This window comes from Streptomyces sp. HUAS MG91, from assembly GCF_040529335.1.
Classification (GTDB): domain Bacteria; phylum Actinomycetota; class Actinomycetes; order Streptomycetales; family Streptomycetaceae; genus Streptomyces; species Streptomyces tabacisoli.
Window position 1 is genome coordinate 6,920,252 of record NZ_CP159534.1, and the last position, 22,480, is coordinate 6,942,731.

Annotated in this window: 22 protein-coding genes; 16 read left to right on the forward strand and 6 right to left on the reverse strand. The window is 73.4% G+C overall.

Going from position 1 to position 22,480, the window contains the following annotated elements; translation table 11 throughout:
• Positions 1–7: 7 nt before the first annotated feature.
• From ABII15_RS31385 to ABII15_RS31395, 3 genes are all read right to left on the reverse strand, one after another.
• Complete coding sequence (locus tag ABII15_RS31385; protein ID WP_353945646.1) at positions 8–667, reverse strand: hypothetical protein; 660 nt, start codon at positions 665–667, stop codon at positions 8–10.
• A 93-nt stretch (positions 668–760) separates the two neighbouring features.
• Positions 761–1,627: a methyltransferase domain-containing protein gene (locus tag ABII15_RS31390; protein WP_353945647.1), complete on the reverse strand. Its 867-nt coding sequence runs from the start codon at positions 1,625–1,627 to the stop codon at positions 761–763.
• Entirely contained in the window at positions 1,624–2,634 is a 1,011-nt protein-coding gene (locus ABII15_RS31395) for a carboxymuconolactone decarboxylase family protein (RefSeq protein ID WP_353945648.1), read from the reverse strand. The genes ABII15_RS31390 and ABII15_RS31395 overlap by 4 nt, the downstream gene beginning before the upstream one ends.
• A gap of 284 nt (positions 2,635–2,918) precedes the next feature.
• Between ABII15_RS31395 and ABII15_RS31400 the strand changes: the two genes are divergently transcribed.
• The 16 genes from ABII15_RS31400 to ABII15_RS31475 all read left to right on the forward strand — a co-directional run bounded on the left by ABII15_RS31400 (position 2,919) and on the right by ABII15_RS31475 (position 19,283).
• The gene (locus tag ABII15_RS31400) at positions 2,919–4,055 is read left to right on the forward strand and encodes a histidine kinase (protein WP_353945649.1); all 1,137 of its coding nucleotides are present in this window, start codon (positions 2,919–2,921) and stop codon (positions 4,053–4,055) included.
• Between the two features lie 23 nt (positions 4,056–4,078).
• A complete protein-coding gene (locus tag ABII15_RS31405; protein WP_353947258.1) occupies positions 4,079–4,771 on the forward strand; it encodes a response regulator transcription factor in 693 nt (230 codons plus the stop codon).
• 9 nt (positions 4,772–4,780) lie between these two features.
• Positions 4,781–5,455, forward strand: coding sequence for a DUF4232 domain-containing protein (locus tag ABII15_RS31410; RefSeq protein WP_353945650.1), 675 nt, complete (start codon positions 4,781–4,783; stop codon positions 5,453–5,455).
• A 76-nt stretch (positions 5,456–5,531) separates the two neighbouring features.
• Positions 5,532–5,939, forward strand: a complete 408-nt coding sequence (locus tag ABII15_RS31415) for a cold shock domain-containing protein (protein WP_353945651.1) — start codon at positions 5,532–5,534, stop codon at positions 5,937–5,939.
• A gap of 303 nt (positions 5,940–6,242) precedes the next feature.
• The gene (locus ABII15_RS31420) at positions 6,243–7,811 is read left to right on the forward strand and encodes an ABC transporter substrate-binding protein (protein WP_353945652.1); all 1,569 of its coding nucleotides are present in this window, start codon (positions 6,243–6,245) and stop codon (positions 7,809–7,811) included.
• A 50-nt stretch (positions 7,812–7,861) separates the two neighbouring features.
• Positions 7,862–8,815, forward strand: coding sequence for an ABC transporter permease (locus ABII15_RS31425; protein WP_353947259.1), 954 nt, complete (start codon positions 7,862–7,864; stop codon positions 8,813–8,815).
• Positions 8,812–9,687 (forward strand): ABC transporter permease, encoded by an 876-nt coding sequence (locus ABII15_RS31430; protein WP_353945653.1) that lies wholly within the window; start codon positions 8,812–8,814, stop codon positions 9,685–9,687. Before ABII15_RS31425 ends, ABII15_RS31430 begins: the two co-directional genes overlap by 4 nt.
• Positions 9,684–10,685 carry an ABC transporter ATP-binding protein gene (locus tag ABII15_RS31435; protein WP_353945654.1) on the forward strand — a complete coding sequence of 334 codons (1,002 nt, stop codon included), beginning with the start codon at positions 9,684–9,686 and terminating at the stop codon, positions 10,683–10,685. Before ABII15_RS31430 ends, ABII15_RS31435 begins: the two co-directional genes overlap by 4 nt.
• On the forward strand, positions 10,682–11,704 hold the full coding sequence (locus ABII15_RS31440) for an oligopeptide/dipeptide ABC transporter ATP-binding protein (protein WP_353945655.1): 1,023 nt from the start codon (positions 10,682–10,684) through the stop codon (positions 11,702–11,704). The genes ABII15_RS31435 and ABII15_RS31440 overlap by 4 nt, the downstream gene beginning before the upstream one ends.
• An 8-nt stretch (positions 11,705–11,712) precedes the next feature.
• Positions 11,713–13,518 (forward strand): gamma-glutamyltransferase, encoded by a 1,806-nt coding sequence (locus ABII15_RS31445; RefSeq protein WP_353945656.1) that lies wholly within the window; start codon positions 11,713–11,715, stop codon positions 13,516–13,518.
• 105 nt (positions 13,519–13,623) lie between these two features.
• On the forward strand, positions 13,624–14,487 hold the full coding sequence (locus tag ABII15_RS31450) for an inositol monophosphatase family protein (protein WP_353945657.1): 864 nt from the start codon (positions 13,624–13,626) through the stop codon (positions 14,485–14,487).
• A gap of 100 nt (positions 14,488–14,587) precedes the next feature.
• Positions 14,588–16,006, forward strand: a complete 1,419-nt coding sequence (locus tag ABII15_RS31455) for an NAD(P)/FAD-dependent oxidoreductase (RefSeq protein ID WP_353945658.1) — start codon at positions 14,588–14,590, stop codon at positions 16,004–16,006.
• The gene (locus ABII15_RS31460) at positions 16,003–16,530 is read left to right on the forward strand and encodes an O-acetyl-ADP-ribose deacetylase (protein WP_353945659.1); all 528 of its coding nucleotides are present in this window, start codon (positions 16,003–16,005) and stop codon (positions 16,528–16,530) included. Before ABII15_RS31455 ends, ABII15_RS31460 begins: the two co-directional genes overlap by 4 nt.
• Before the next feature lie 277 nt (positions 16,531–16,807).
• Positions 16,808–18,274 (forward strand): AlkA N-terminal domain-containing protein, encoded by a 1,467-nt coding sequence (locus ABII15_RS31465; RefSeq protein ID WP_353947260.1) that lies wholly within the window; start codon positions 16,808–16,810, stop codon positions 18,272–18,274.
• Positions 18,275–18,286: 12 nt separating this feature from the next.
• On the forward strand, positions 18,287–18,778 hold the full coding sequence (locus ABII15_RS31470; protein ID WP_353945660.1) for a methylated-DNA--[protein]-cysteine S-methyltransferase: 492 nt from the start codon (positions 18,287–18,289) through the stop codon (positions 18,776–18,778).
• 13 nt (positions 18,779–18,791) lie between these two features.
• Positions 18,792–19,283: an amino acid transporter gene (locus tag ABII15_RS31475; RefSeq protein ID WP_353947261.1), complete on the forward strand. Its 492-nt coding sequence runs from the start codon at positions 18,792–18,794 to the stop codon at positions 19,281–19,283.
• Here the strand turns inward: ABII15_RS31475 and ABII15_RS31480 are convergent.
• The 3 genes from ABII15_RS31480 to ABII15_RS31490 are packed head-to-tail and all read right to left on the reverse strand — an operon-like array spanning position 19,248 to position 22,399.
• The gene (locus ABII15_RS31480; protein WP_353945661.1) at positions 19,248–19,997 is read right to left on the reverse strand and encodes a Sir2 family NAD-dependent protein deacetylase; all 750 of its coding nucleotides are present in this window, start codon (positions 19,995–19,997) and stop codon (positions 19,248–19,250) included. The two genes, ABII15_RS31475 and ABII15_RS31480, sit on opposite strands and share 36 nt — an antisense overlap.
• Positions 19,998–20,012: 15 nt before the next feature.
• Positions 20,013–21,455 carry an MFS transporter gene (locus ABII15_RS31485; RefSeq protein ID WP_353945662.1) on the reverse strand — a complete coding sequence of 481 codons (1,443 nt, stop codon included), beginning with the start codon at positions 21,453–21,455 and terminating at the stop codon, positions 20,013–20,015.
• Entirely contained in the window at positions 21,452–22,399 is a 948-nt protein-coding gene (locus ABII15_RS31490) for a nucleoside hydrolase (RefSeq protein WP_353945663.1), read from the reverse strand. Before ABII15_RS31490 ends, ABII15_RS31485 begins: the two co-directional genes overlap by 4 nt.
• Between the last annotated feature and the right edge of the window lie 81 nt (positions 22,400–22,480).

The window sequence follows — 22,480 nt, forward strand, 5'->3', positions numbered from 1 at the left end:
CCGTCGGTCAGCCCGCGGAGACCAGACCCGCCACCGCGTCCCCGGCGGCCTTCCGGGCGCCCTTGATCATGGTGTCGTTCGCCGGCGCGCCCTTGGACTCGAAGTCGCTGCCGTTGTAGGTGACGGTCACCAGGATGTTGCCCTTGCGGACCGTCACCACGGACTCGCGGGTGTCCTGCTTGTCCTTCGTGGTGAGCGAGCTCGTGACCCGTGCCTCGTCGCCGAGGGCGTTCAGCGAGCTGGCCTTCGGGTCGCCGTTGTCGTCCTTGTACGCCTGCTGCGCCAGCGCGTCGGAGCCCTTCACCTCGAAGGAGACGTCGAGCCAGCGGTAGTCGTACCCCTTCAGCGCGCTCCACGAGCAGCCGCGGCGAACCGATTCGTCCGTGGCCGACAGCTCCTTGCCCGCCGTCTTCGCCCCCGGCACCAGCGAGGAGACCGTCTTGGCCGCGACGGTGCCGCAGGGCGCGGGCGGCTTCGCGTACGACTTCGCGGCCACGCTCGCGCTGGGGCTCGACGGGGCGTCCGAGGCCTGTGGCGCCGCGTCGTGCGCGTCCTTGGCCGCGGGCTCGGACATCGGTCCGGTGGACCAGGCCCAGCCGACGCAGGCGAGGATGCCGACGGGCAGCAGCCGGACGGCCAGGGTGACCGGGAGCGGGAGAGAACGCACGGTGTACGTCCCTTACATCGGGGGTGGGGTGGGGGAGGCCAGTCTCACACGGGTTGCTGTGCGTCCGGTACCGCTACTTCTGTCACCTGGGCATCACGCTCGGGCATCGTCGCGGCGTACGGCCGTCACCAGCCACACCCCCGCGCGCGTCCGCACTCCGCGCGAGGTCGCGTACGGGCGGAGCGTGTCCTCCAGCGCCGCGCGCGTCGCGGCGGGCACGCTCCGCCGGGGCGTGCGCGACAGCAGGAAGTCGACCGCGTCGGCGGGCGAATCACCCCAGTGGGTGTGGACGTCCACCGGGTCGACCGCGATACGGGTGAAGGAGCGGTGCAGCGCCGCGTGGATCCGGAAGGGCTCGGACAGCGACGCCATCGCCGTGTGCGCCGCGTGGGCGGCCAGGGTGTCGCCGTCCCGCTCGGGCGTTCTCTCGGTGCCCTCGGCGAGCCGCCGCGCGAACCGGCCGAGCGCCGTGCCCTCCTCGGAACCGGGCCCCGCTGCGCGCGGGCAGACGAAGACCAGCCGGCCGCGCTCGCGCAGCGCCCGCGCCACGTTCGCGAACGCCGCCACCGGGTCGTCGAAGAACATCACTCCGCCGCGGCTGATCGCCACGTCGAAGCCGCCCGGCGGGAACGGGTGCGCCTGCACGTCCCCCAGCTCGTACGACGCGCCCGGCACCCCGTCCTCGGCGGTGCGGGCCCGCGCCCGCTCCACCAGCGGCGCCGAGATGTCCACGCCGACCGCGTGCCCCGGCGCCGCGAGCCGGGCCGCCGCGCGGGTCGTCGCGCCCGCGCCGCACCCGATGTCGAGGACCCGGTCGCCGGGGCCGATCGCGGCGGCGGCGAACAGGGCCTCGTCGGCCTCGCCGAGCAGCGCGTCGAACCGCCGGGCCTGTGCGGCCCAGTGCCGGCCGAGCGGACCGTTCCAGGCATGGGCCTGCCGGTGATTGACGGTGACGGTCATCGGTTCTCCAGGCGGGCGGTGAGGGAGGCGGGCAGGGCGGACTCGATCCGGTCCACGGCGGCGAACGCCCCGTACGCGACCAGATGGACCAGGCAGTGATCGGTGTACGGCGGCACCCGCCACGCCGCGACGTCCGCGTCCGTGATCCGGTACGGCGCGAGCGCGGCGAGCAGCGCGAGGCGCGCCCCGGGCCGCTTCGCACGGTCCGGCAGTTCGGGCCACACGGCGGGCGGATGCGTGCCGTCCCAGTCCGCGACGGTCTGCTGTACGAGGCCGAGGTCGGCGTCGTCGAGAAGGCCGGCGCCCTTCGTGGCGGCCGTGCGCAGCGCTTCGTAGGCGGGCCCGACCGGGCTGCCGGCCGCCCAGCCGGGGCCGGGCTCCAGCGAGTCGAGCAGGGGCAGCGACGTGCCCGGCGTGTGAGCGGCCCGCACGACCCCGGAGACGCCGCGGCCCGCGAGGGCACGGACGGCCTGCCAGCGCTGGGCGCCCGCGGGCAGCAGGTTCTCGGTCAGCAGGGCGGACACGATCCGGTTGATGAAGTGGAAGGCGAGCGCGGTGCCGAGCTGCGCGGCGAGGTCGGTGCGCGGGAACGGCGGCGGGGCGAGGCCGGGCGCGCCGGGGACCCGGGTCTCGCGGCCCCACCGCAGGATCCGTGCCGCCCGCTCGTCGCGCGGGTCCGTGCCGCGGGCCACCGCCTCGCCGAGGGCCGGGTCGCCGTGCGCGTGCAGCAGGACGGCGTGCGCGTCGACGCAGAACGGGCACCGGTTCGCCTGCGACACACCGGCCGCGACCAGCTCCCGGTCGGCCCGCGAACCACTGCCCGCGATCAGCGACTCGCGCAGCAACGACCAGGTGGGCGCGAGCAGTTCGGGCGCCGACGCGAGCACGACCAGGGTGGCGGGCTTCGGGATGCCGAAGTCGGTGTCGGCCTGCGCGTAGACGGCCGCCGTGCTGCCGGTGGCGGACTTTGGGGAGGGCGGGGTGGTGTAGCGGTAGGGGCCGGACATGCGAACTCCTCGGTGGTCGGGACGGGCGGGGTGGTTGAGGTGGTCGGGGTGAATGGGGTGATCGGGGTGGGCGGTCCCGGTGGTCGTGGACCGTGTTCCAGGCTGGCTCCGCGCCGCCGCTCCCGGCGTCGTACGGCGGGGCCCAACCCCGGCTACTCCCCGGGGAGTAGGACGGCCGCCGCTCCCGTCCTCGCGGCGGAGGCCGATGTCAGTGGCGGCCTCTAGCCTCGGAACAGGCAGGGGGACAGGACGGCCCCCGGCGCCGGAGACGGGAGGGGGACCGGATGCGGACGTACGCGGCCGACGCGGCGCTGGCCGTCGTCATCGGCACGGTGGTGATCCTCGGGGCGGCGCTCGGCGACGGCGCGACACCGGTGGGATACGCGCTGATGGCGGCGGCCGCCGCCACCCTGGCGGCCTACCGGCGCGCGCCGCGCCTCGTCCTGCTCGTGTCGACCGCCCTGACCACGGCCTACGTTCTGTACGCGCATCCCGGCCCGCTGGCCGCGCTGCCGGTGATCGCGGCCGTGCACACCGCGTCCCGCAAGGGACACCGGGCGCTCGGCGCGGCCGTCGCCGGAGGGTTCCTCGCCGTGTACGTCACGCGGGACGCCCTGGCCGCCGACGGCGCCACCGGGAGGGCGATGCTGCTCGCCGGCTGGTTCCTCTGCGCGGTCGTCACCGGAGTCGCCGACAAGAACTGGCAGGCGTATCTCCACCAGACCGAACAGCGGGCGCTGGAGGCCGAGCGCACCCGCGAGGAGGCCGCACTGCGCCGAGCGGGCGAGGAACGGCTGCGCATAGCTAGGGAGTTGCACGACTCCCTCACCCACAGCATCTCGATCGTCAAGCTCCAGGCCGGGGTCGCGGTGCATCTGGCCCGCAAGCGCGGCGAGGAGATACCGGACGCGCTGCTCGCCATCCAGGAGGCGAGCGGCGAGGCGATGCGCGAACTGCGGGCCACGCTCGACGTGCTGCGCACCGACGAGCCCACCGGCACCCCGGCGCTGCTCGTGGAGCGCGCCCGCTCGGCCGGGATCCCCGTCACGCTCACCGCCACGGGCCGCGAGCGCGCCCTGCCGCCGCAGCTCGACCGCACGGTCTACCGCATCGTGCAGGAAGCCCTGACGAACGTGGCACGGCACGCGGGCGGCGCCGCCCGCACCGAAGTGCGCCTCGCCTACGGGGAGTCCGAGGTGACCGTCGAGGTGACGGACGAGGGCACCGCGGATCCGGCCCGCCCCGCCGCCGAGGGCACCGGCCTGACCGGCATGCGGGAGCGCGTCACGGCGACGGGCGGGGCCCTGACGGCGGGGCCGCGCGCCGGGGGAGGGTTCGCGATACGCGCGGTGCTGCCGGTCGAGCCCGCCGAGGCCGACGGTGCCGCCGCGGACCGGACGCCGCTGGGGGCCGCCCCGTGACCGAGGCCGCGCCGCGCCGCCCGGTGGGCCCCGTCGTGCGGGTCGTGCTCGTCGACGATCAGGCGCTGATGCGGGCCGGGTTCCGGGCGCTGCTCGACGCCGAGGACGGGATCGAGGTGGTCGGGGAGGCCGGGGACGCCGCGGCCGGGGTCGCGCTGGTGCGGGAGACCGTGCCGGACGTCGTGCTCATGGACGTCCAGATGCCCGGGGAGAGCGGGATCGGGGCGACCCGGCGGATCGCCGCCGACCCGGGCCTGACTGTCGTACGCGTCGTCATGCTCACCAACTACGCCTTCGACGAGTACGTCTTCGAGGCGCTGCGCGCGGGCGCGTCCGGCTTCCTGCTCAAGGACAGCGAGCCCGACGACCTGCTGGCCGGGATCGCGGTCGTGGCACGCGGCGACGCCCTGCTGTCGCCGTCCGTCACCCGCCGCCTCATCGGCGAGTTCGTCGCACGGCCGCCGGACCGGGCGACGGCCCCCGGCCTCGAACACCTCACGCCGCGCGAGCGCGAGGTCACCGCGCTCGCGGCCCGGGGCCTCACCAACGAGGAGATCGCCGCGCACATGGTGATCAGCCCGTTCACCGCCAAGACGCACATCAGCCGCGCGATGACCAAGCTGGGCGCCCGCGACCGTGCCCAACTCGTCGTGTTCGCCTACGAATCGGGCCTGGTGACCGCACGCGCCCGGGGCGCCGGGGAAGGAGCCGCCTAGGATCGGCCCATGACGATCAGGGGGAGGGGCGCGCTCACGCGCGTCATGGGGTTCACCGCGACCGCGCTGCTCATGGCGGGATGCGGCACACACCCGTCCGGCGGCGACGCGTCCACCGGGCCCGCCGCGCCCGCATCGCCGTCGAGCGGCGGCACGGACATCGGCCGGGTGCACGCCGACCCGCTCGGCAGCAGCCCGCCGCCGCGGTACGGCGAGATCGACACCGCGCCGACCGTGACCGCCGCGCCGACCGGCCCCTGCCCCGACTCCGGAGTGCGCGTCACGCTCGGCAGCGGCGAAGCCGCCATGGGGCTGCGCGTCCTCCGTCTCACCCTCACCAACTGCGGTGCGGACACGTTCGAGGTCTCCGGGTACCCGCGGCTGCGGCTGGCCGAGTCGGACGGCACCCCTGTCGAGGACGTCCGGGTCCTGCGCGGCACCGGGCAGATCACCACGGGTCTGGAGGACCCCGGCCCGCACCGCCTCACCCTGCGCCGCGGCGAGAGCGCGATCTCCGTCCTCGCCTGGCGCAACACCTACGACGACACCACCGAGCCGCCCGTGACCGTCGACCGCGTGACCGTCGAGACCGGTACCGGCGGCGCCCGGACCGTCACCGCCGACCCGCCGCTCGACCTCGGGAGCACCGGACGACTCGGCACGACGGCCTGGCGCGAGGGCTGAGCGCGTCCCGCTAGGATCCCGACGAAGAATGCTGAGGAAGCGGACACCGGGTCCGCCGTGGTGGTTGGGGGTCGACGTGGTCGCTGGTCGTGTGGTGCGCTTCGACGGAGCGCGCGGTTACGGGTTCATCGCGCCGGACGACGGCGGCGAGGACGTCTTCCTGCACGTGAACGACCTCCTCATCCCCGAGTCGTATCTGCGCACGGGGCTGAAGGTCGAGTTCGACATCGAGGAGGGCGACCGCGGCCCGAAGGCGTCCTCGGTCCAGCTCGCCGAGGGCGCGTCCGCGCCGGTGGCGGGCGGCCGGCACATCGCGGCCGACGGCGACGACGTGCTCTGCGACGTGCTGCGCGTCGACGAGTTCACCAACGAGGTCACCGAGCTGCTGCTTCGCGCCGCCCCCTCCCTGACGGGAGAGCAGATCCTGGCGATCCGCCGCGAGCTGGTGCAGAGCGGACGCAAGCACGGCTGGGTGGACAGCTGACCCGCCACTCCCACTGAGACGCCCGGGCCCGGGCCGAGTCCACCGACTCGGCCCGGGCCCTGTCCGTTCTTGGCCTTCTTCTCCCTTGATGTCGGGCCCAGTTATTCAATCTTCACAGAATCCGGTCCGGCATCCGGACAACCCCCTTGTCCTGCGGACTGTATGCGAAATACGTTCTGCGGTATTCCTTGATCGCCCACAGGTTTCCCATGATCCGTCATGGGACCTGCGGATTCTCTTCCCTGGCGGAGGTATGCCCTCGTGCGCCGAACAGCGGTTGCCTGCACGGCAGTTGCCTTGGTGATGTCCCTGACGGCGGGCTGCGGCTCCCTGCAGTCCTCGGCCACCGAGGTCGGCGGGGAGCGCATGACCGACGACCGCCCCGTGCGCGACGGCGGCACCCTCACGGTCGCGCTCAACGCGGACCCCGACAAGCTGGACCCGACCCTCGCCCAGACCCTCGTGGGCCGCACCGTCTTCGCGGGCATGTGCGAGAAGCTCTACGACACCGACGCCGACGGCCGGATCGTGCCGCAGCTCGCGACGGCCCGGCCCGAGGTCTCCGCCGACGGCCGCACCGTCACCTTCGACGTCCGTAAGGACGCCACCTTCAGCGACGGCAGCAAGCTGGACGCGGACGCCGTCGTCACCTCGCTGCTGCGCCACCGCGACCTCGCGGGCTCCGCGCGCGCCACCGAACTCGCACCGCTGAAGTCGGCGCGGGCCACGGGCCCGTACAGCGTGAAGCTCACCCTCAAGCAGGCCTACGTGCCGCTGACCGCCGTCCTCGCCGACCGCGCCGGGATGGTGATGTCCCCGGCCGCGCTCAAGAAGTACGGCAAGAACTTCACCAACCACCCTTCCTGCGTGGGCCCGTTCAAGTTCGCCGAGCGCGTCGGCGGCGACCGCATCGTCCTGACCAAGGACGCGCACTACTACGACGCCGACGCCGTCCACCTGGACAAGGTGGTCTACAAGCCGATCCCCGACGGCAGCGTCCGCCTCGCCAACCTGCGCTCCGGCGACGTCCAGGTCGGCGACCAGATGGGCCCCGTCGACGTGAAGAGCGCGCTGACCGACGGGAAGCTCCAGCTGTTCAACTCGCCCTCGCTCGGCTACCAGGGCATCGGCATCAACGTCGGCAACGTCAAGGGCCTCGGCGCGAAGCCCGGCACGATCGACAGCCCGCTCGCGCGCGACGTCCGCGTCCGCGAGGCCTTCGACCTCGCCATCGACCGCGACCTCATCAACAAGGTCGTCTTCCAGGGCATGTACGAGCCCGCCTGCGGGCCCGTCTCCCCGGAGTCCGCGATCGCGCCCGGCGCACGTGCCTCGCAGTGCCCGAAGCGCGATGTGGCCGCCGCCAGGAAGCTCCTGAAGCAGGCGGGCGTGAAGACGCCCGTCCGCATCGAGCTGAAGACCTCCACCACCCCCGAGTGGAGCCGCATCGGCCAGGTCGTCCAGGCCATGGCCAAGGGCGCGGGCTTCGACGTCACCCTGCGTCCCACCGAGTACGCCACGATGCTGGAGGAGACCGACGCCGGCCAGTACCAGGCCTTCAACAGCGGCTGGTCCGGGCGGCTCGACCCCGACGGCAACATCGCCAGCTTCCTCCAGACGCGCGGCGCCATGAACGCCTACGGCTACAGCGACAAGAAGGTCGACGCGCTCATCGCCCGCGGCCGCACCGAATCCGACACCGGTGAACGCGCCAAGATCTACGACGAGTTGGCCCGCCGGGTGAACGACGCGCACGCCCTCATCTACCTCTACCGCCAGAAGAACTACGTCGTCGCAGGGAAGGACGTCGCCGGCCTCCGCGTCTACGGCGACGGCCTGATCCGCGTGAAGGATGCGGGGTACGCCAAGTGACGACCGCTCAGATGTCCCTGAAGAAGCCCGGACCGCTCGCCGGCCACCCCATGGCCAAGTACGTCCTGACCCGCGTCCGGCAGTCCCTCATCACGCTCTTCCTCGTCTCGATCGTCGTCTTCGCCGGCATCCGTGCCCTGCCCGGCGACCCCGCGCTCGCCCTCGCCGGAGAGGAGCGCAGCCCCGAGGCGCTCGCCGCGATCCGCAGCGAGTACGGGCTCGACGACAACATCGTCATCCAGTACGGCCGTTTCATCGGCCACGCCCTCCAGGGCGACCTCGGCACCTCCTCGCGCACCGGACTGCCGGTCGCCGACGCCATCGGCGAGGCGCTGCCCGTCACCCTCGAACTCGCCGCCCTCGCCCTGCTCCTGGCGGTCGTCCTCGGTATCGGCGCCGGCGTCGTCGCCGCCGTGCGCCGCGGAAAGCCCGCCGAGTGGATCGCCAACGCCCTCGCGCTGCTGGGTCTTTCGATCCCGACGTTCTGGCTGGGCATCGTCCTGGTCCTCGCCTTCGCCATCGCCGTCCCCGTCTTCGCGGCCTCCGGCTACGTCCCCTTCGGCACCGACCCCGTGGACAACCTGCGGCGCATGGTGCTGCCCGCCATCGTGCTCGGCTCCGGACTCGCCGCCGTCGTCATGCGGCAGACCCGCGCCGCCATGCTCGACTCGCTCTCCGCCGACTACGTCCGCACCGCTCGCGCCAAGGGACTCTCCCGCCGGGAGGTCGTCGGCGGGCACGCGCTGCGCAACTCCCTCGTCACCGTCGTGACCGTACTCGGCCTGCAACTCGGCCACTTGATCTCCGGCGCCGTCGTCACCGAGCAGATCTTCGTCCTCCCCGGCTTCGGCAAGCTCACCATCGACGCCGTCTTCACCCGTGACTACGCGACCCTCCAGGGCGTCGTCCTCGTCACCTCGTTCGCGTACATCTTCATCAACCTGCTGGTCGACGTGGCGTACTCGGTCATCGACCCGCGCATCCGGCTCGGAGGTGCCCGGTGACCACGCTCGCTCTCACGGGACTGCGCGCCCGGGCCACCGGGAACGCCAAGCTGCGCGCCCTGCGCAGGAACAAGCTGGCCATGACCGGCGCCGTCATCGCCCTGGTCTTCGTGCTCGCCGCGCTGCTCGCCCCGCTCGTCGCCCCCTACGACCCGGCACGGCCCGACTTCGACAACGTGCTCGCCGCACCGAGCTGGGCCCACTGGCTCGGCACCGACGACCTCGGCCGCGACCAGCTCTCCCGCGTCGTCTACGGGGCCCGGGCCTCGATGCAGGTCGGCGTCCTCGCGGTCGTCCTCGCCTTCCTCGTCGGCGTCCCCCTCGGCCTGCTCGCCGGCTACTACGGGAAGATCGCGGACAGCGTCGTGTCCCGCGTCACCGACACCATGCTCGCCTTCCCGTTCCTGGTGCTCGCCGTCGGCCTCGCCGCCGTCCTCGGCCCGTCGCTGACCAACGCGACCATCGCCATCGGCATCTCGCAGATCCCGGCCGTCATCCGCATCACCCGCGCCGAGACGCTGCGCCTCAAGCACGTCGACTACGTGGCCGCGGCCGTCGCCAACGGCGGCGGCGACGGCACCGTCCTGTTCCGGCACATCCTGCCCAACGCGACCTCCGCGCTCACCGTGCAGGCCACCGTCGGCATCCCCGCCGCCATCATCGGCGAGGCCCTGCTCAGCTTCCTCGGCCTCGGCGTGCAGCCGCCCGAACCCTCCCTCGGCGTGATGCTCTCCTCCGCCCAGTCCTTCCTCGCGCCCGCGCCCTGGATGGCGGTCTTCCCCGGCCTCGCCGTGGTCGCCGCGACCCTGGCGTTCAACCTGCTCGGCGACGGCCTGCGCGACGTCCTCGACCCCCGTGGAGCCACCCGATGACCCAGCCGGTACTGAGCGTGCGGGACCTGTCGGTCTCCTTCGCGTCCGACACCCGCACCGTGCACGCCGTCGACCACCTCTCCTACGACCTGCACGCCGGAGAGGTCCTCGCCGTCGTCGGCGAGTCCGGCTGCGGCAAGTCCGTCACCTCGATGGCCGTCATGGGACTGCTGCCGTCCACCGCGCACGTCACCGGCTCCGTCCGGCTCGGCGAACGGGAACTGGCGGGCGCCGACGACAGGGCGTACGGGAGGATCCGCGGCAAGGACATCGCGATGATCTTCCAGGAGCCGATGACCTCCCTGAACCCCGTGCTCACCGTCGGCCGGCAGATCGGCGAGGTGCTCCGCCGCCACCAGGGGCTGAGCAAGAAGCAGGCACGCGCGCGTGCCGTGGAACTCCTCGGCCTCGTCGGCATCCCGGCACCGGCCCAGCGCGTCGACGAGTACCCGCACCAGCTCTCCGGCGGCATGCGCCAGCGCGTGATGATCGCCATCGCGGTCGCCTGCGACCCGACGGTCCTCATCGCCGACGAGCCGACCACCGCCCTCGACGTGACCGTCCAGGCCGGCATCCTCGACGTCCTGAAGTCGCTGCGCGAACGGCTCGGCACCGCGATCGTCCTCATCACCCACGACCTCGGCGTCGTCGCCGACATCGCCGACCGGGTCCTCGTCATGTACGCGGGCCGCCCCGTCGAACAGGCACCGGTGGACGAACTGTTCGCGGCGCCCCGGCACCCGTACACCCGCGGCCTGCTCTCCGCCGTCCTGCGCCCGGGCACCCCCAAGGAGCGGCTGCCCGAGATCCCCGGCCTCGTGCCGAGCCTCGACGCGCAGCCCGACGCCTGCACCTTCGCCCCGCGCTGCGCCCGCGCCGACGACACCTGCACCGGCGGCCGCCCCGGCTTCAAGGCCGTCAGCGCCGACGCGGGCGCCGACGCCGCCCACCACGCCGCCTGCTGGCACCCGCACACCCTCCAGGAGACCGCCTCATGAGCACCGCGCCCGTGCTGGAACTCACCGGCCTCGAACGCCACTTCGCGGGCGCCGGAGGCACCGTCCGCGCCGCCGACGGCGTCACCCTCACCGTCGGACGCGGCGAGGTCGTCGGCCTCGTCGGCGAGTCCGGCAGCGGCAAGTCGACCGTCGGCCGCTGCGCCGTCCGCCTCGACGACCCCACCGGCGGCACCGTCCGCATCAACGGCACCGACGTGACGACCCTGTCCCGGCGCGCCCTGCGCCCCCTGCGCAAGAACTTCCACCTGGTCTTCCAGGACCCGTCCTCCTCGCTCGACCCGCGGATGACCGTCGGCGAGATCGTCGCCGAACCGCTGCGCCTGCACGGCATCGCCAAGAACAAAGAGGCCGCCCACGCGCGCGTACGGGAACTTCTCGCCCAAGTAGGGCTGCGTCCCGAGCACGCCGACCGGCACCCGCACGAACTCTCCGGCGGCCAGCGCCAGCGCATCTCCATCGCCCGCGCCCTGTCCGTCGACCCCGACCTGCTGGTCGCCGACGAACCGACCTCCGCGCTCGACGTCTCCGTGCAGGCCTCCGTCCTCAACCTGCTCGCCGATCTCCAGCGCGACCGCGGCTTCGGCTGCCTGTTCATCACGCACGACCTGGCCGCCGTCGAGTACCTGGCCGACCGGATCGCCGTCATGTACCTGGGCCGGATCGTCGAACAGGCGCCCACGCGCGAGCTGTTCGCCGACCCCAAGCACCCGTACACGCAGGCCCTGCTGTCGGCCGCGCCGGTCCCGGACCCGGTCACCCAGCGCACCCGCGAACGCATCGTCCTCAGCGGCGAACTGCCCAGCCCGCTCGATCCGCCGCCCGGCTGCCGCTTCCACACCCGCTGCCCGCTCGCCGTCGACCGCTGCCGCAGCGAGGTCCCCGTCCTGCGCACCCTGACCGGCGGCCGCGAGGTCTCCTGTCACCTCGTCGCCGACGACGGCACCGCCCCGGACGCGGCCTCTCGTACGATCCCGAACACCCGCACCGCCACCCGCTAGGAGCCTTCTTGTTCACCACCCGGCCGACCCTCCAGGGCACCTTCGGCATGGTGTCCTCCACGCACTACCTCGCCTCCCAGTCCGCGATGGCGGTCCTGGAGGACGGCGGCAACGCCTACGACGCGGCCGTCGCCGCGGGCTTCGTGCTGCACGTCGTCGAGCCCCACCTGAACGGCCCGGCCGGCGAGGTGCCGATGATCGTCGCCCCGGCGGGCGGCGAGGTCCGCGTGCTGTGCGGCCAGGGCGTGGCCCCCGCCGGAGCCACCGTCGCGCACTACAAGGCGCTCGGCCTCGACCTGGTACCGGGCACCGGCCCGCTCGCCGCCGCCGTGCCCGGCGCCTTCGACGCCTGGATGCTGCTCCTGAAGGACCACGGCACCAAGACCCTCGCCGAGGTCCTGAAGTACGCCATCGGCTACGCCGAGGACGGCCACGCCCCTGTCGAGCGCGTCGGCCAGACCGTCGAGACGGTCCGCGAGCTGTTCGAGACCGAGTGGCCGTCGTCCGCCGAGGTCTACCTCGTCGACGGCGAGGCGCCCCGCCCCGGCGAGCTCCTGCGCAACCGGCAGCTCGCCGCCACCTGGAAGCGGCTGACGGCCGAGGCCGAGGCGGTCGGCTCCGACCGCGTCGCGCAGATCGAGGAGGCCCGCCGCGTCTGGCGCGAGGGCTTCATCGCCGAGGCCCTGGTCCGCCAGTCGCAGCGGCCCACCATGGACACCAGCGGCGAGCGCCACACCGGCACCCTCACCCTGGCCGACCTGGCCTCCTGGGAGGCGACCTACGAGGCCCCGGCCACATACGACTGGAACGGCTGGACCCTGTGCAAGGCGGGCGGCTGGAGCCAGGGACCCGCCTTCCTCCAGCAGCTCGCCCTGCTCCCGCCGGAACTGCCCGCCTACGGGTCGGCCGACTACGTCCACCTGCTCATAGAGGGCTGCAAGCTCGCCATGGCCGACCGCGAGGCCTGGTACGGCGACGCCGAGCAGGTCCCCGTGGACGCGCTCCTCTCGGACGAGTACAACGCCGCCCGCCGCACCCTGATCGACCCCGAGAAGGCCTCGCACGAGCTGCGCCCCGGCAGCCCCCTCGGCGCCGAGCCCCGGCTGAGCGCGCACGCCCACGCGGTCGCCTCCGGCGAGGCCGGCTTCGACGCGATGGGCGTCGCGGGCGCGGGCGCCGGCGAGCCCACCGTGGCCAAGGACGGCGGCACCCGCGGCGACACCTGCCACCTGGACGTCGTCGACCGCTGGGGCAACATGGTCGCCGCCACCCCCTCCGGCGGCTGGCTCCAGTCCAACCCGGTCGTGCCCGAACTGGGCTTCCCGCTCGGCACGCGCCTCCAGATGGCCTGGCTCGACGAGGGGCTGCCCAACTCGCTCACCCCCGGCCGCCGCCCCCGCACCACGCTCACCCCGTCCCTCGCCCTGAAGGACGGCGTCCCCGTCATGGCGTTCGGCACACCGGGCGGCGACCAGCAGGACCAGTGGCAGGTGCACTTCTTCCTGGCCGTGGCGCTGGGCGGCGAGGTCCGCGGCGGGCTCGACCTGCAAGGCGCCATCGACGCCCCGAACTGGCACAACGACTCCTTCCCCGGCTCCTTCTTCCCGCGTGGCATGCGCCCGGGGTCGGTGACCGTCGAGTCGCGGCTGGCCGAGGACGTCATCGCCGAGCTGCGCCGGCGCGGCCACGACGTGACCGTCGGCGACGCCTGGTCCGAGGGCCGCCTGTGCGCGGTCGCCCGCGACCCGCGCACCGGCGTCCTGTCCGCGGCGGCGAACCCGCGCGGGATGCAGGGATACGCCGTCGGCCGCTGACCGGCACCGACGTCCCGAGGGGTGGACCCGCCGATTTCACGGCTAGTCCACCCCTCGTTCACCTCCTCGGTACGCGTTGTCAGTGGGCCGTGTTCTCATGGAGACATGATCGAAACAACGACAGAAAGCATCGACGACTTTCTGACCAGCAAGGTCACCGACCAGCTCCTGACCGACGTGGAGCGGACCGTCCGCGCCGCGGCCGCCGCCGAGATCACCCCGCGCTTCCGGCAGCTCGCCTCGCACGAGATCGAGCAGAAGAGCGCCCCGCACGACCTCGTGACCGTCGCCGACAAGCGCGCCGAGGAATTCCTCACCCGGGAGCTGCCCGCCCTGCTCCCCGGCTCCGTCGTCGTCGGCGAGGAGGCCGTCGCCGCCGACCCCGCGCGGTACGAGGAGATCCGCGGCGCGGCGCCCGTCTGGATCGTCGACCCGGTCGACGGAACCCGCCAGTTCGTCCACGGCGACCCCGGCTTCTGCACCCTCGTCGCCCTCGCGCTCGACGGCGTCGTGCTCGCCTCCTGGACCTGGGCACCCGCGCTCGACGAGTTCGCGGTGGCCGTCCGCGGCCGGGGCGCACGGCTCAACGGGCGGGAGCTGCACGCCGGTTCACCCGACACCGGCCGGGACCTCCGGGTCGCCACCTCGCACCCCGACTACACCACCGACGCGCAGAAGCGGGCCCTGCTCGGCCTGCGCACCGACGGCATCGCCCCGCGCCCCTGCGGATCGGCCGGCCTGGAGTACCTGGCCGTCGCCCGCGGCACCCTCGACGCCCTCGCCTTCAGCTGGGAGCTGGCCTGGGACCACGCGGCCGGACTGCTCCTCGTCGAGGAGGCGGGCGGCGCCCACCTCACGCGCGACGGGCAGCCGTTCCGGATCACCGGGGGCAACGCGCTGCCGTTCACGGCGGCGCGGGACGCCCGGACCGCGGAGCGGATACGCGGGCTGCTGTCGGGCGGAGCCTGACCGGCGCGGCATACGCCGCACGCCACCCGCACCCGGCACTGTCGGCGCCCCGGCATATCCTGTCCGGGCAGTGGCCATCGGCTGACGAAGGAGTCCGAAGGTGCCGTCGATGCTCGACGCCGTCGTGGTGGGTGCGGGGCCCAACGGGCTGACCGCTGCCGTCGAACTGGCCAGGCGCGGATTCTCCGTCGCCCTGTTCGAGGCCAAGGACACCGTGGGCGGCGGCGCGCGCACCGAGGAGCTGACGCTGCCCGGCTTCCGCCACGACCCGTGCTCCGCCTCGCACCCCCTGGGCATCAACTCCCCGGCGTTCCGGGCGATGCCGCTGGAGCGGTACGGCCTGGAGTGGGTGCACGCCGCGCTGCCCATGGCGCACCCGTTCCCCGACGGGACCGCGGCCGTGCTGTCCCGTTCCGTCGCCGAGACCGCCGCCTCGTTCGGGCCGCGCGACGCGGGCGCGTACCGCCGTCTCGTCGAGCCGCTGCTGCCGCACTGGGACACCCTGGTCCGCGACTTCATGTCGCTGCCGCTCAGCGCGCTGCCGCGCGACCCGGTCACCCTCGCCCGCTTCGGCCTCGTCGGCCTCCAGCCGTCGACGTGGCTGACCCGCCGCTTCCGCGACGACCGGGCCGCCGCGCTCTTCGCGGGCCTGGTCGCCCACGTCATCGCCCCGCTCGGCGGCTTCGCGACCTCCGCCATCGGTCTCGTCTTCGCGCTCGCCGCCCACGCGCGCGGCTGGCCGCTCGCGCGGGGCGGCTCCCAGGCCATCTCCGACGCCCTCGCCGGGTACCTGAAGGACCTCGGCGGCGCGATCCACACCGACTACGAGGTGAAGCGGCTCGACGACCTGCCGCCCGCCCGCGCCTACATCTTCGACACCTCACCCACCGCCCTCGCCAGGATCGCGGGCCTGGGCCGCTACTACGACCGCTTCCGCTACGGCTCCAGCATCTTCAAGGTCGACTACGCGCTCGACGGCCCGGTGCCGTGGACCGCCGAGGAGGCCCGCACCGCCGGAACCGTCCAGGTCGGCCCGTACCGCCGCGACATCGCCAGGGCCCTGCACGCCGCGTCGCGCGAGGGCCGGGCGCCCGAGGCGCCGTTCCTGATCACCGTCCAGCCGACCGTCGTCGACCCGACGCGCGCCCCCGAGGGCAAGCACACGTTCTGGGCGTACGGGCATGTGCCCAACGGCTGGGACGGTGACCTGACCGACGCCGTCGAGCGCCAACTGGAGCGGTTCGCGCCCGGGTTCAGGGATCTGGTGCTCGCCCGCGCCACGGCGGGCCCGCCGCAGCTGGCCGAGCGCAACGCCAACTACGTGGGCGGCGACATCGCCAGCGGTGCCGCCAGCGGACTCCAGCTGCTGCTGCGGCCCAAGCTGTCGCTGTCCCCGTACACGACCCCCCACCCCGCCGTCTTCATCTGCTCGTCCGCGTCGCCGCCGGGCCCCGGCGTGCACGGCATGTCGGGGCACAACGCGGCCAAGGCCGTCTGGCGCAGGCTGCGGGCCGCATGAGCACCCCCGAGGGGCCCCGGCTCGTCCTCGTCCGGGGCGACATCACCGAGCAGGACGTGGACGCCGTGGTCAACGCCGCGAACTCGTCGCTGCTCGGCGGCGGGGGAGTCGACGGCGCCATCCACCGGCGCGGCGGGCCCGAGATCCTCGCCGAGTGCCGCAGGCTCCGCGCGTCCCACTACGGCAAGGGGCTGCCCGTCGGCCGGGCCGTCGCCACCACCGCCGGGCGGCTCCCCGCGCGGTACGTCATCCACACCGTCGGCCCGCGCTGGTCGGAGACCGAGGACCGCTCGGAGCTGCTCGCGTCCTGCTACCGGGAGTCGCTGAAGGTCGCCGAGCAGCTTCAGGTGCGGAGTGTGGCGTTTCCGGCGATCTCCACCGGGGTCTATCGGTGGCCGCTGGGGGACGGGGCGCGGATTGCTGTCGAGACCGTACGGGGGGCTCCGCCCGGGGGTGTGCGGGAGGTGCGGTTCGTGGTGTTCGACGAGGGGGCCCGGGCTGCTTTTGCGGAGTATCTGGGCTGACGGGGTCGAGGTGCGGGGGCGCCTTCGCGCCGTTGCGGGTTTCTGTTGTCGGCGGGTGCGGGTCTCGTCGTGGCCGGTCGCGCAGTTCCTCGCGCCCCTGGAGTGCCTGGCGGCACTCAGGGGGTCTGTTGTCGGGTGTCGCGCCGTCGTGGCCGGTCGCGCAGTTCCCCGCGCCCCTGACGGGGCGCTTCACGTCCATGTCGGATTTCCGCCAGCCAAGACCCTCACCATGGTCGATGCTTGAGACATGTCCACCGAACAGGCTCAGGCCGGCGCCATGCACACCGACTTCGAGCGGTGCGTGCGCGCCGTGCAGGCCAAGGACACCCGGTTCGACGGGGTGTTCTTCACCGCCGTCAAGACCACCCGCATCTACTGCCGGCCCGGCTGCCCGGTCGTGCCGCCCAAGCCCCGGAACATGGAGTTCTACGCCAGCGCCGCCGCCTGCCAGCAGGCCGGATTCCGGGCCTGCAAGCGGTGCAGGCCCGACACCAGTCCGGGCTCCCCGGAGTGGAACCGGCGCGCCGACCTCACCGCCCGCGCGATGCGGCTCATCGGCGACGGCGTCGTCGACCGGGACGGCGTGCCGGGGCTCGCCCGGCTGCTCGGGTACAGCGAGCGGCAGATCGAGCGCCAGCTCCTCGCCGAGCTGGGCGCGGGCCCGCTCGCCCTCGCCCGCGCCCAGCGCGCCCAGACCGCGCGGCTGCTCGTCGAGACGACCGGCATGCCCATGGCGGACATCGCGTTCGCCGCCGGATTCTCGTCCGTCCGCGCGTTCAACGACACCGTCCGCGAGGTCTACGCCCTCACCCCGAGCGAACTGCGTACCCGCGCCCCGCACGGCCGGACGAGCACCCCCGGCGCGCTCACCCTGAGACTGCCGTTCCGCACACCCCTCAACCCCGACAACCTCTTCGGCCACCTCGCCGCGACCGGCGTGCCGGGCGTCGAGGAGTGGCGCGACGGCGCCTACCGCCGCACCCTCCGGCTGCCGTACGGGCACGGCATCGTGAGCCTCACCCCGGGCCCCGACCACATCGGCTGCCGGCTCGTCCTCACCGACCAGCGCGACCTCACCGTCGCGATCAGCCGCTGCCGCCGCATGCTGGACCTCGACGCCGATCCGGTCGCCGTCGACGACCGGCTGCGCACCGATCCGCTGCTCGCGCCCCTCGTCGACAAGGCGCCGGGCCGCCGGGTGCCGCGCACCGTCGACGAGGCCGAGTTCGCGGTGCGGGCCGTGCTCGGGCAGCAGGTCTCCACGGCCGCCGCCCGCACCCACGCCGCACGGCTCGTCCTCGCCCACGGCGACCCGGTCGAGGACCCGGAGGGCGGGCTCACCCACCTCTTCCCGTCGCCGGACGCCCTCGCCTCGCTCGACCCCGAGTCCCTCGCGCTGCCGCGCAGCCGACGCACCACGCTCCTCACGCTCGTACGGCAACTCGCCGACGGCGAGCTGACGTTGGGCCCCGAATCCGACTGGGACGAGGCGCGCGCCCGGCTCGCGGAGCTGCCCGGCTTCGGACCCTGGACCGTCGAGGCCATCGCGATGCGCGCCCTCGGCGACCCCGACGCCTTCCTGCCCACCGATCTCGGAATGCGGCGCGCCGCACAGCAGTTGGGTCTGCCGCACACCCCGGTGGCGCTCACCGCACGGGCCGCCGCGTGGCGCCCCTGGCGGGCGTACGCGACCCAGTACCTGTGGGCCACCGACGACCACCCGATCAACTTCCTCCCCGCGTAAGGGATGCACACCATGTCCGTCCGGAAGCAGCACACCGTCATCGACAGCCCCTACGGGCCGCTCACCCTCGTCGCCGACGACGGCACCCTCTGCGGCCTCTACATGACCGACCAGCGCCACCGCCCCGCCGAGGAGACCTTCGGTGTCCGCGACGAGCGGCCCTTCGGCGTCGTCGTCGACCAGCTGAACGCCTACTTCCAGGGCGAGTTGACCAGCTTCGACCTGCCGCTCGCCCTGGCCGGCACACCGTTCCAGCGGTCCGTCTGGGAACAGCTCCAGCGGATCCCGTACGGCGAGACCCGCACCTACGGCGAACTCGCCGAAGCCCTCGGCAAGCCCAACGCCTCCCGCGCCGTCGGCCTCGCCAACGGCAAGAACCCGGTCGGCGTCATCGTCCCCTGCCACCGCGTCATCGGCGCGAACGGCGACCTGACCGGCTACGGCGGCGGCCTCGACCGCAAGCGCCGCCTGCTCGACTTCGAGCGGGGCGCCGCACTGTTCTAGGCTGCCCCGCGTGATGACGGCCGACGACGTGAGATCCGTGCTGGAACTGCTGCGGGAGGCGGGTGCCGAGGTCTGGATCGGCGGCGGGTGGGGCATCGACGCCCTCGTCGGCGAGCAGACCCGGGACCACCACGACCTCGACCTGATGCACCGCCGGGAGCAGGAGCCCGCCGTGGTCGCGGCGCTCGCCGCGGCCGGGTTCCGGGAGAGCCTGAGCCGGCGACCCGTCCGGTTCGTCGTCACGGCCCCCGACGGCCGCGAGATCGATCTGCACCCGCTGGTCTTCGCGGACGACGGCTCGGCGGTCCAGGCGTCCCCCGAACCCGGCCGCCCCTTCCGCTACCCGGCCGCGGCCTTCACGACGGGCGCCGTCGCCGGAACCACCGTCCCGTGCCTCTCGGCCGAGCAGCAGGTCTCCTTCCACCAGGGCTACGAGCCGAGGGAGCGCGACCTGCACGACATGGCGCAGCTACGCCGCGTCTTCGGGATCGCCACGCACTTCTGACAGCAGCCGCGGGAGCGCCGTCCCGATCGGCTCCCGTACGACCTCGTCGGCCACGTCGTCGTACGGGGTCGGCTCGGCGTTCACCACGACCAGGCGGGCGCCGTGCTCGGCCGCGAGCCCCGCGAGGCCCGCCGCGGGATGCACCTGGAGCGACGAGCCGACCGCGAAGAACACCTCGCACGCCTCGGTGACCGCGACCGCCTCGGCGAGCACGACCGGGTTCAGGTTCTCGCCGAACATGACGGTCGTCGATTTGAGGACGGAACCGCAGACCACGCATCCCGGGTCGGCCTCGCCCGCCTCGACCCGTGCGATCGCCGCCTCCATCGGGCCGCGCTCCCCGCACCCCGTGCACACGAACTCCCGCGCCGAACCGTGCAGCTCAAGCACCTTGCGGGCGGGCATCCCCGCGCGCTGGTGCAGCCCGTCGACGTTCTGCGTGATGACCCGGACGGGGGCGCCGGAGCGTTCCAGGTCCGTGATCGCGCGGTGCGCGGCGTTCGGCTCGGCGGCGAGGGTGCCGCTGCGGCGCCGTACCTGCCAGGCGCGGCGCCGGATCTCCGGGTCGTTCATGTAGTACTCGTACGTGACGAGTTTCTCGGCGTCGGGATCCTTGCGCCACACCCCGTTCGGCCCCCGGTAGTCGGGGATCCCGGAATCGGTGCTGATCCCGGCGCCGGTGAGGATCGCGACGAGCGGCGTGGACGTGGTCATGACGCCGAGGGTAGGTCAGTCGGTCGCCTCCGCGTCGACCGGCTTCGGGATCAGCGTCGAGACGAGCAGGGCCGCCACGATGAGGACCAGGCCGGCGATCACGCCCGCGCTGTAGCCGCCGATCGACGTACCGCCCGAGGGGGCGACCGCGTCCATGGCCGCGTACAGGACGACGAAGCTGAGGCCCGCGCCCAGGTTGAAGCAGCCCGCGTTCAGGCCCGGCAGGAAGCCCGGGTTCTCCTTCGGGGAGAGCACGATGCCGAAGCCGTTCAGCATGATGTTGACCGTGCCCGCGTAGGTGACGCCCAGCAGGATCGAGACGGTCAGCAGCAGCCCCGACGAGTCCGTCCGCAGGGTCACGAGGGCGAGGACGGTGGCGGCGGCCGTGGCGATCAGGCCGACGCGCAGGATGCGGCCGTAGCCGTACGTCGCCGCGAGGCGTCCGGAGACCGGGCCCATGGCGAGGCCCGCGAGCGCGTACGGGGTGAGCGTCCACCAGGTGGCGCCCTCGGCGCCCAGGCCGAGGCCGACCGAGGTGTCCTGCGCGAAGCCCGGCAGCAGCCCGTTCATGATCGCGAAGACGCCGGTCATGGTGAGCATCGTCGACAGGAGCAGCGACCAGGTGGCGCGGCGCTTGAGCAGACGCGTGGTGACCAGGGGGTGCTTGGCGCGGGTCTCCATCCGCCAGAACGCCCAGAAGGCGAGGGCGGCGAGGACGAGCAGGCCGACGGCGAGCGGCCAGTCGGCGTTCCCCAGCTTGCCCGCCTCGTTGAACGAGATCAGCAGGGCGCCGACCGAGACGACGAGGAGCGCGACGCCCGGCCAGTCCATCGGCGGCCGCAGCTCGGCGCGCGACTCGGGCGCGAAGAAGCGCACGAGCAGGGCCGCGACGAGCGCGAAGCCGGTCATGACCCAGAAGATCGACGCGTATCCGGCGTGCTCGGCGAGCGAGCCGCCCGCGAAGGAGTCGACGCCCGCGATGCCGCCGTTGACGGCCGTGACGATGCCCATGAGGGTGCCGTACTTCTTCGGGTCGGGGACCTCGACGCGCAGCATGATCAGCGCGAGCGGGATGGTCGGACCCGAGGCGCCCTGGACGACGCGGCCGACGGCGAGCATGCCGACGGACCCGGCGAGCGCCGAGACGACGCAGCCGACGGCCATCAGGACCATCATCGCGGTGAGCACCTTGCGGCGGCCGATCAGGTCGCCCAGGCGCGGCAGGAACAGCGAGAACAGGGCGGCGGCCGTGAAGAAGGCCGTCTGGGTGACGCCGACCGCCGACGCGGTGGTGTTCAGCTCGTTCGCCATGGTCGCCAGCGCGGGGCTGAGCATCGAGGCGTTCAGCTGGAAGGCGAAGCTGGCCGCGAGCAGGGCGACCATGAGCGCGCCGATCCGGACCGGGCGCCCCGCGCGGGAGTCGCCGGCCGGGGTGTGGGGGGAGGCGGCGGCGTTCATGCGACGGGCTCTCCGATGCGGACGAGGGCGTCCACGACGAGATCCCAGAACCGGCCGTGGTCCAGCTCCACCGCGACCTGGGTGTGGCAGTCGGCGGGCGCGGGGGAGCGCAGGTCGGTGACGGTCATGCCGAGGGTGAGCGCGCCGCGCAGCTCGATGTCGACGGGCGCCTTCCGTACGGTCATGACGCCCGGGTCGATGACGTACGCGACCGCGCACGGGTCGTGCACCGGCGGGTGCTCGAAGCCCTGGTTCTCGCGGTAGGCCTCGCGGAAGAAGTCGAGCAGTTCGAGGACGAACGCGGCGGGCTTCGTGCCGACCGCCCGGATCCGCTCCTCGACGGCCGGGGTCGCGAGGGCCTGGTGGGTGAGGTCGAGGCCGACCATGGTCAGCGGCCACTTCTCGTTGAAGACGATGTGCGCGGCCTCGGGGTCGATCACGATGTTGAACTCGGCGACCGGGCTCCAGTTCCCCTCGTGGAAGCCGCCGCCCATCAGCACGACCTCGCGGACCCGCTCGACGATGCGGGGCTCCTTGCGGGCGGCCAGCGCGATGTTCGTCAGGCCGGCCGTGGGGACGATGGTGATCTCGCCCGGCTCGTGGCTCATCACCGTGTCGATGATCAGGTCGACGGCGTGCCGCCGGTCGAGGTCGAAGGCGGGCGCGGGCAGCTCGGGCCCGTCGAGGCCGGTCTCGCCGTGGATCTCCGGCGCCGTCTCGATCTCCCGGACCAGCGGCCGCGGGCACCCGGCGGCGAACGGCACCCCGGTGATCCCGGCGATCGCCGCGACCGACAGCGCGTTGCGGGTCACCTTCTCCAGGGTCTGGTTGCCGACGACCGTGGTCACCGCCACCAGGTCGATGTCGGGATTGCCGTGCGCGAGCAGCATCGCGACCGCGTCGTCGTGCCCCGGGTCGCAGTCGAGGATGATCTTCCTGGCCACCGTCTTGAGCCCCTTTGCTCCGGATGGAAAAAACTGTCCCCGCAAACCTCACCCCGCGCCACACGACTTGTCAACGCGCGT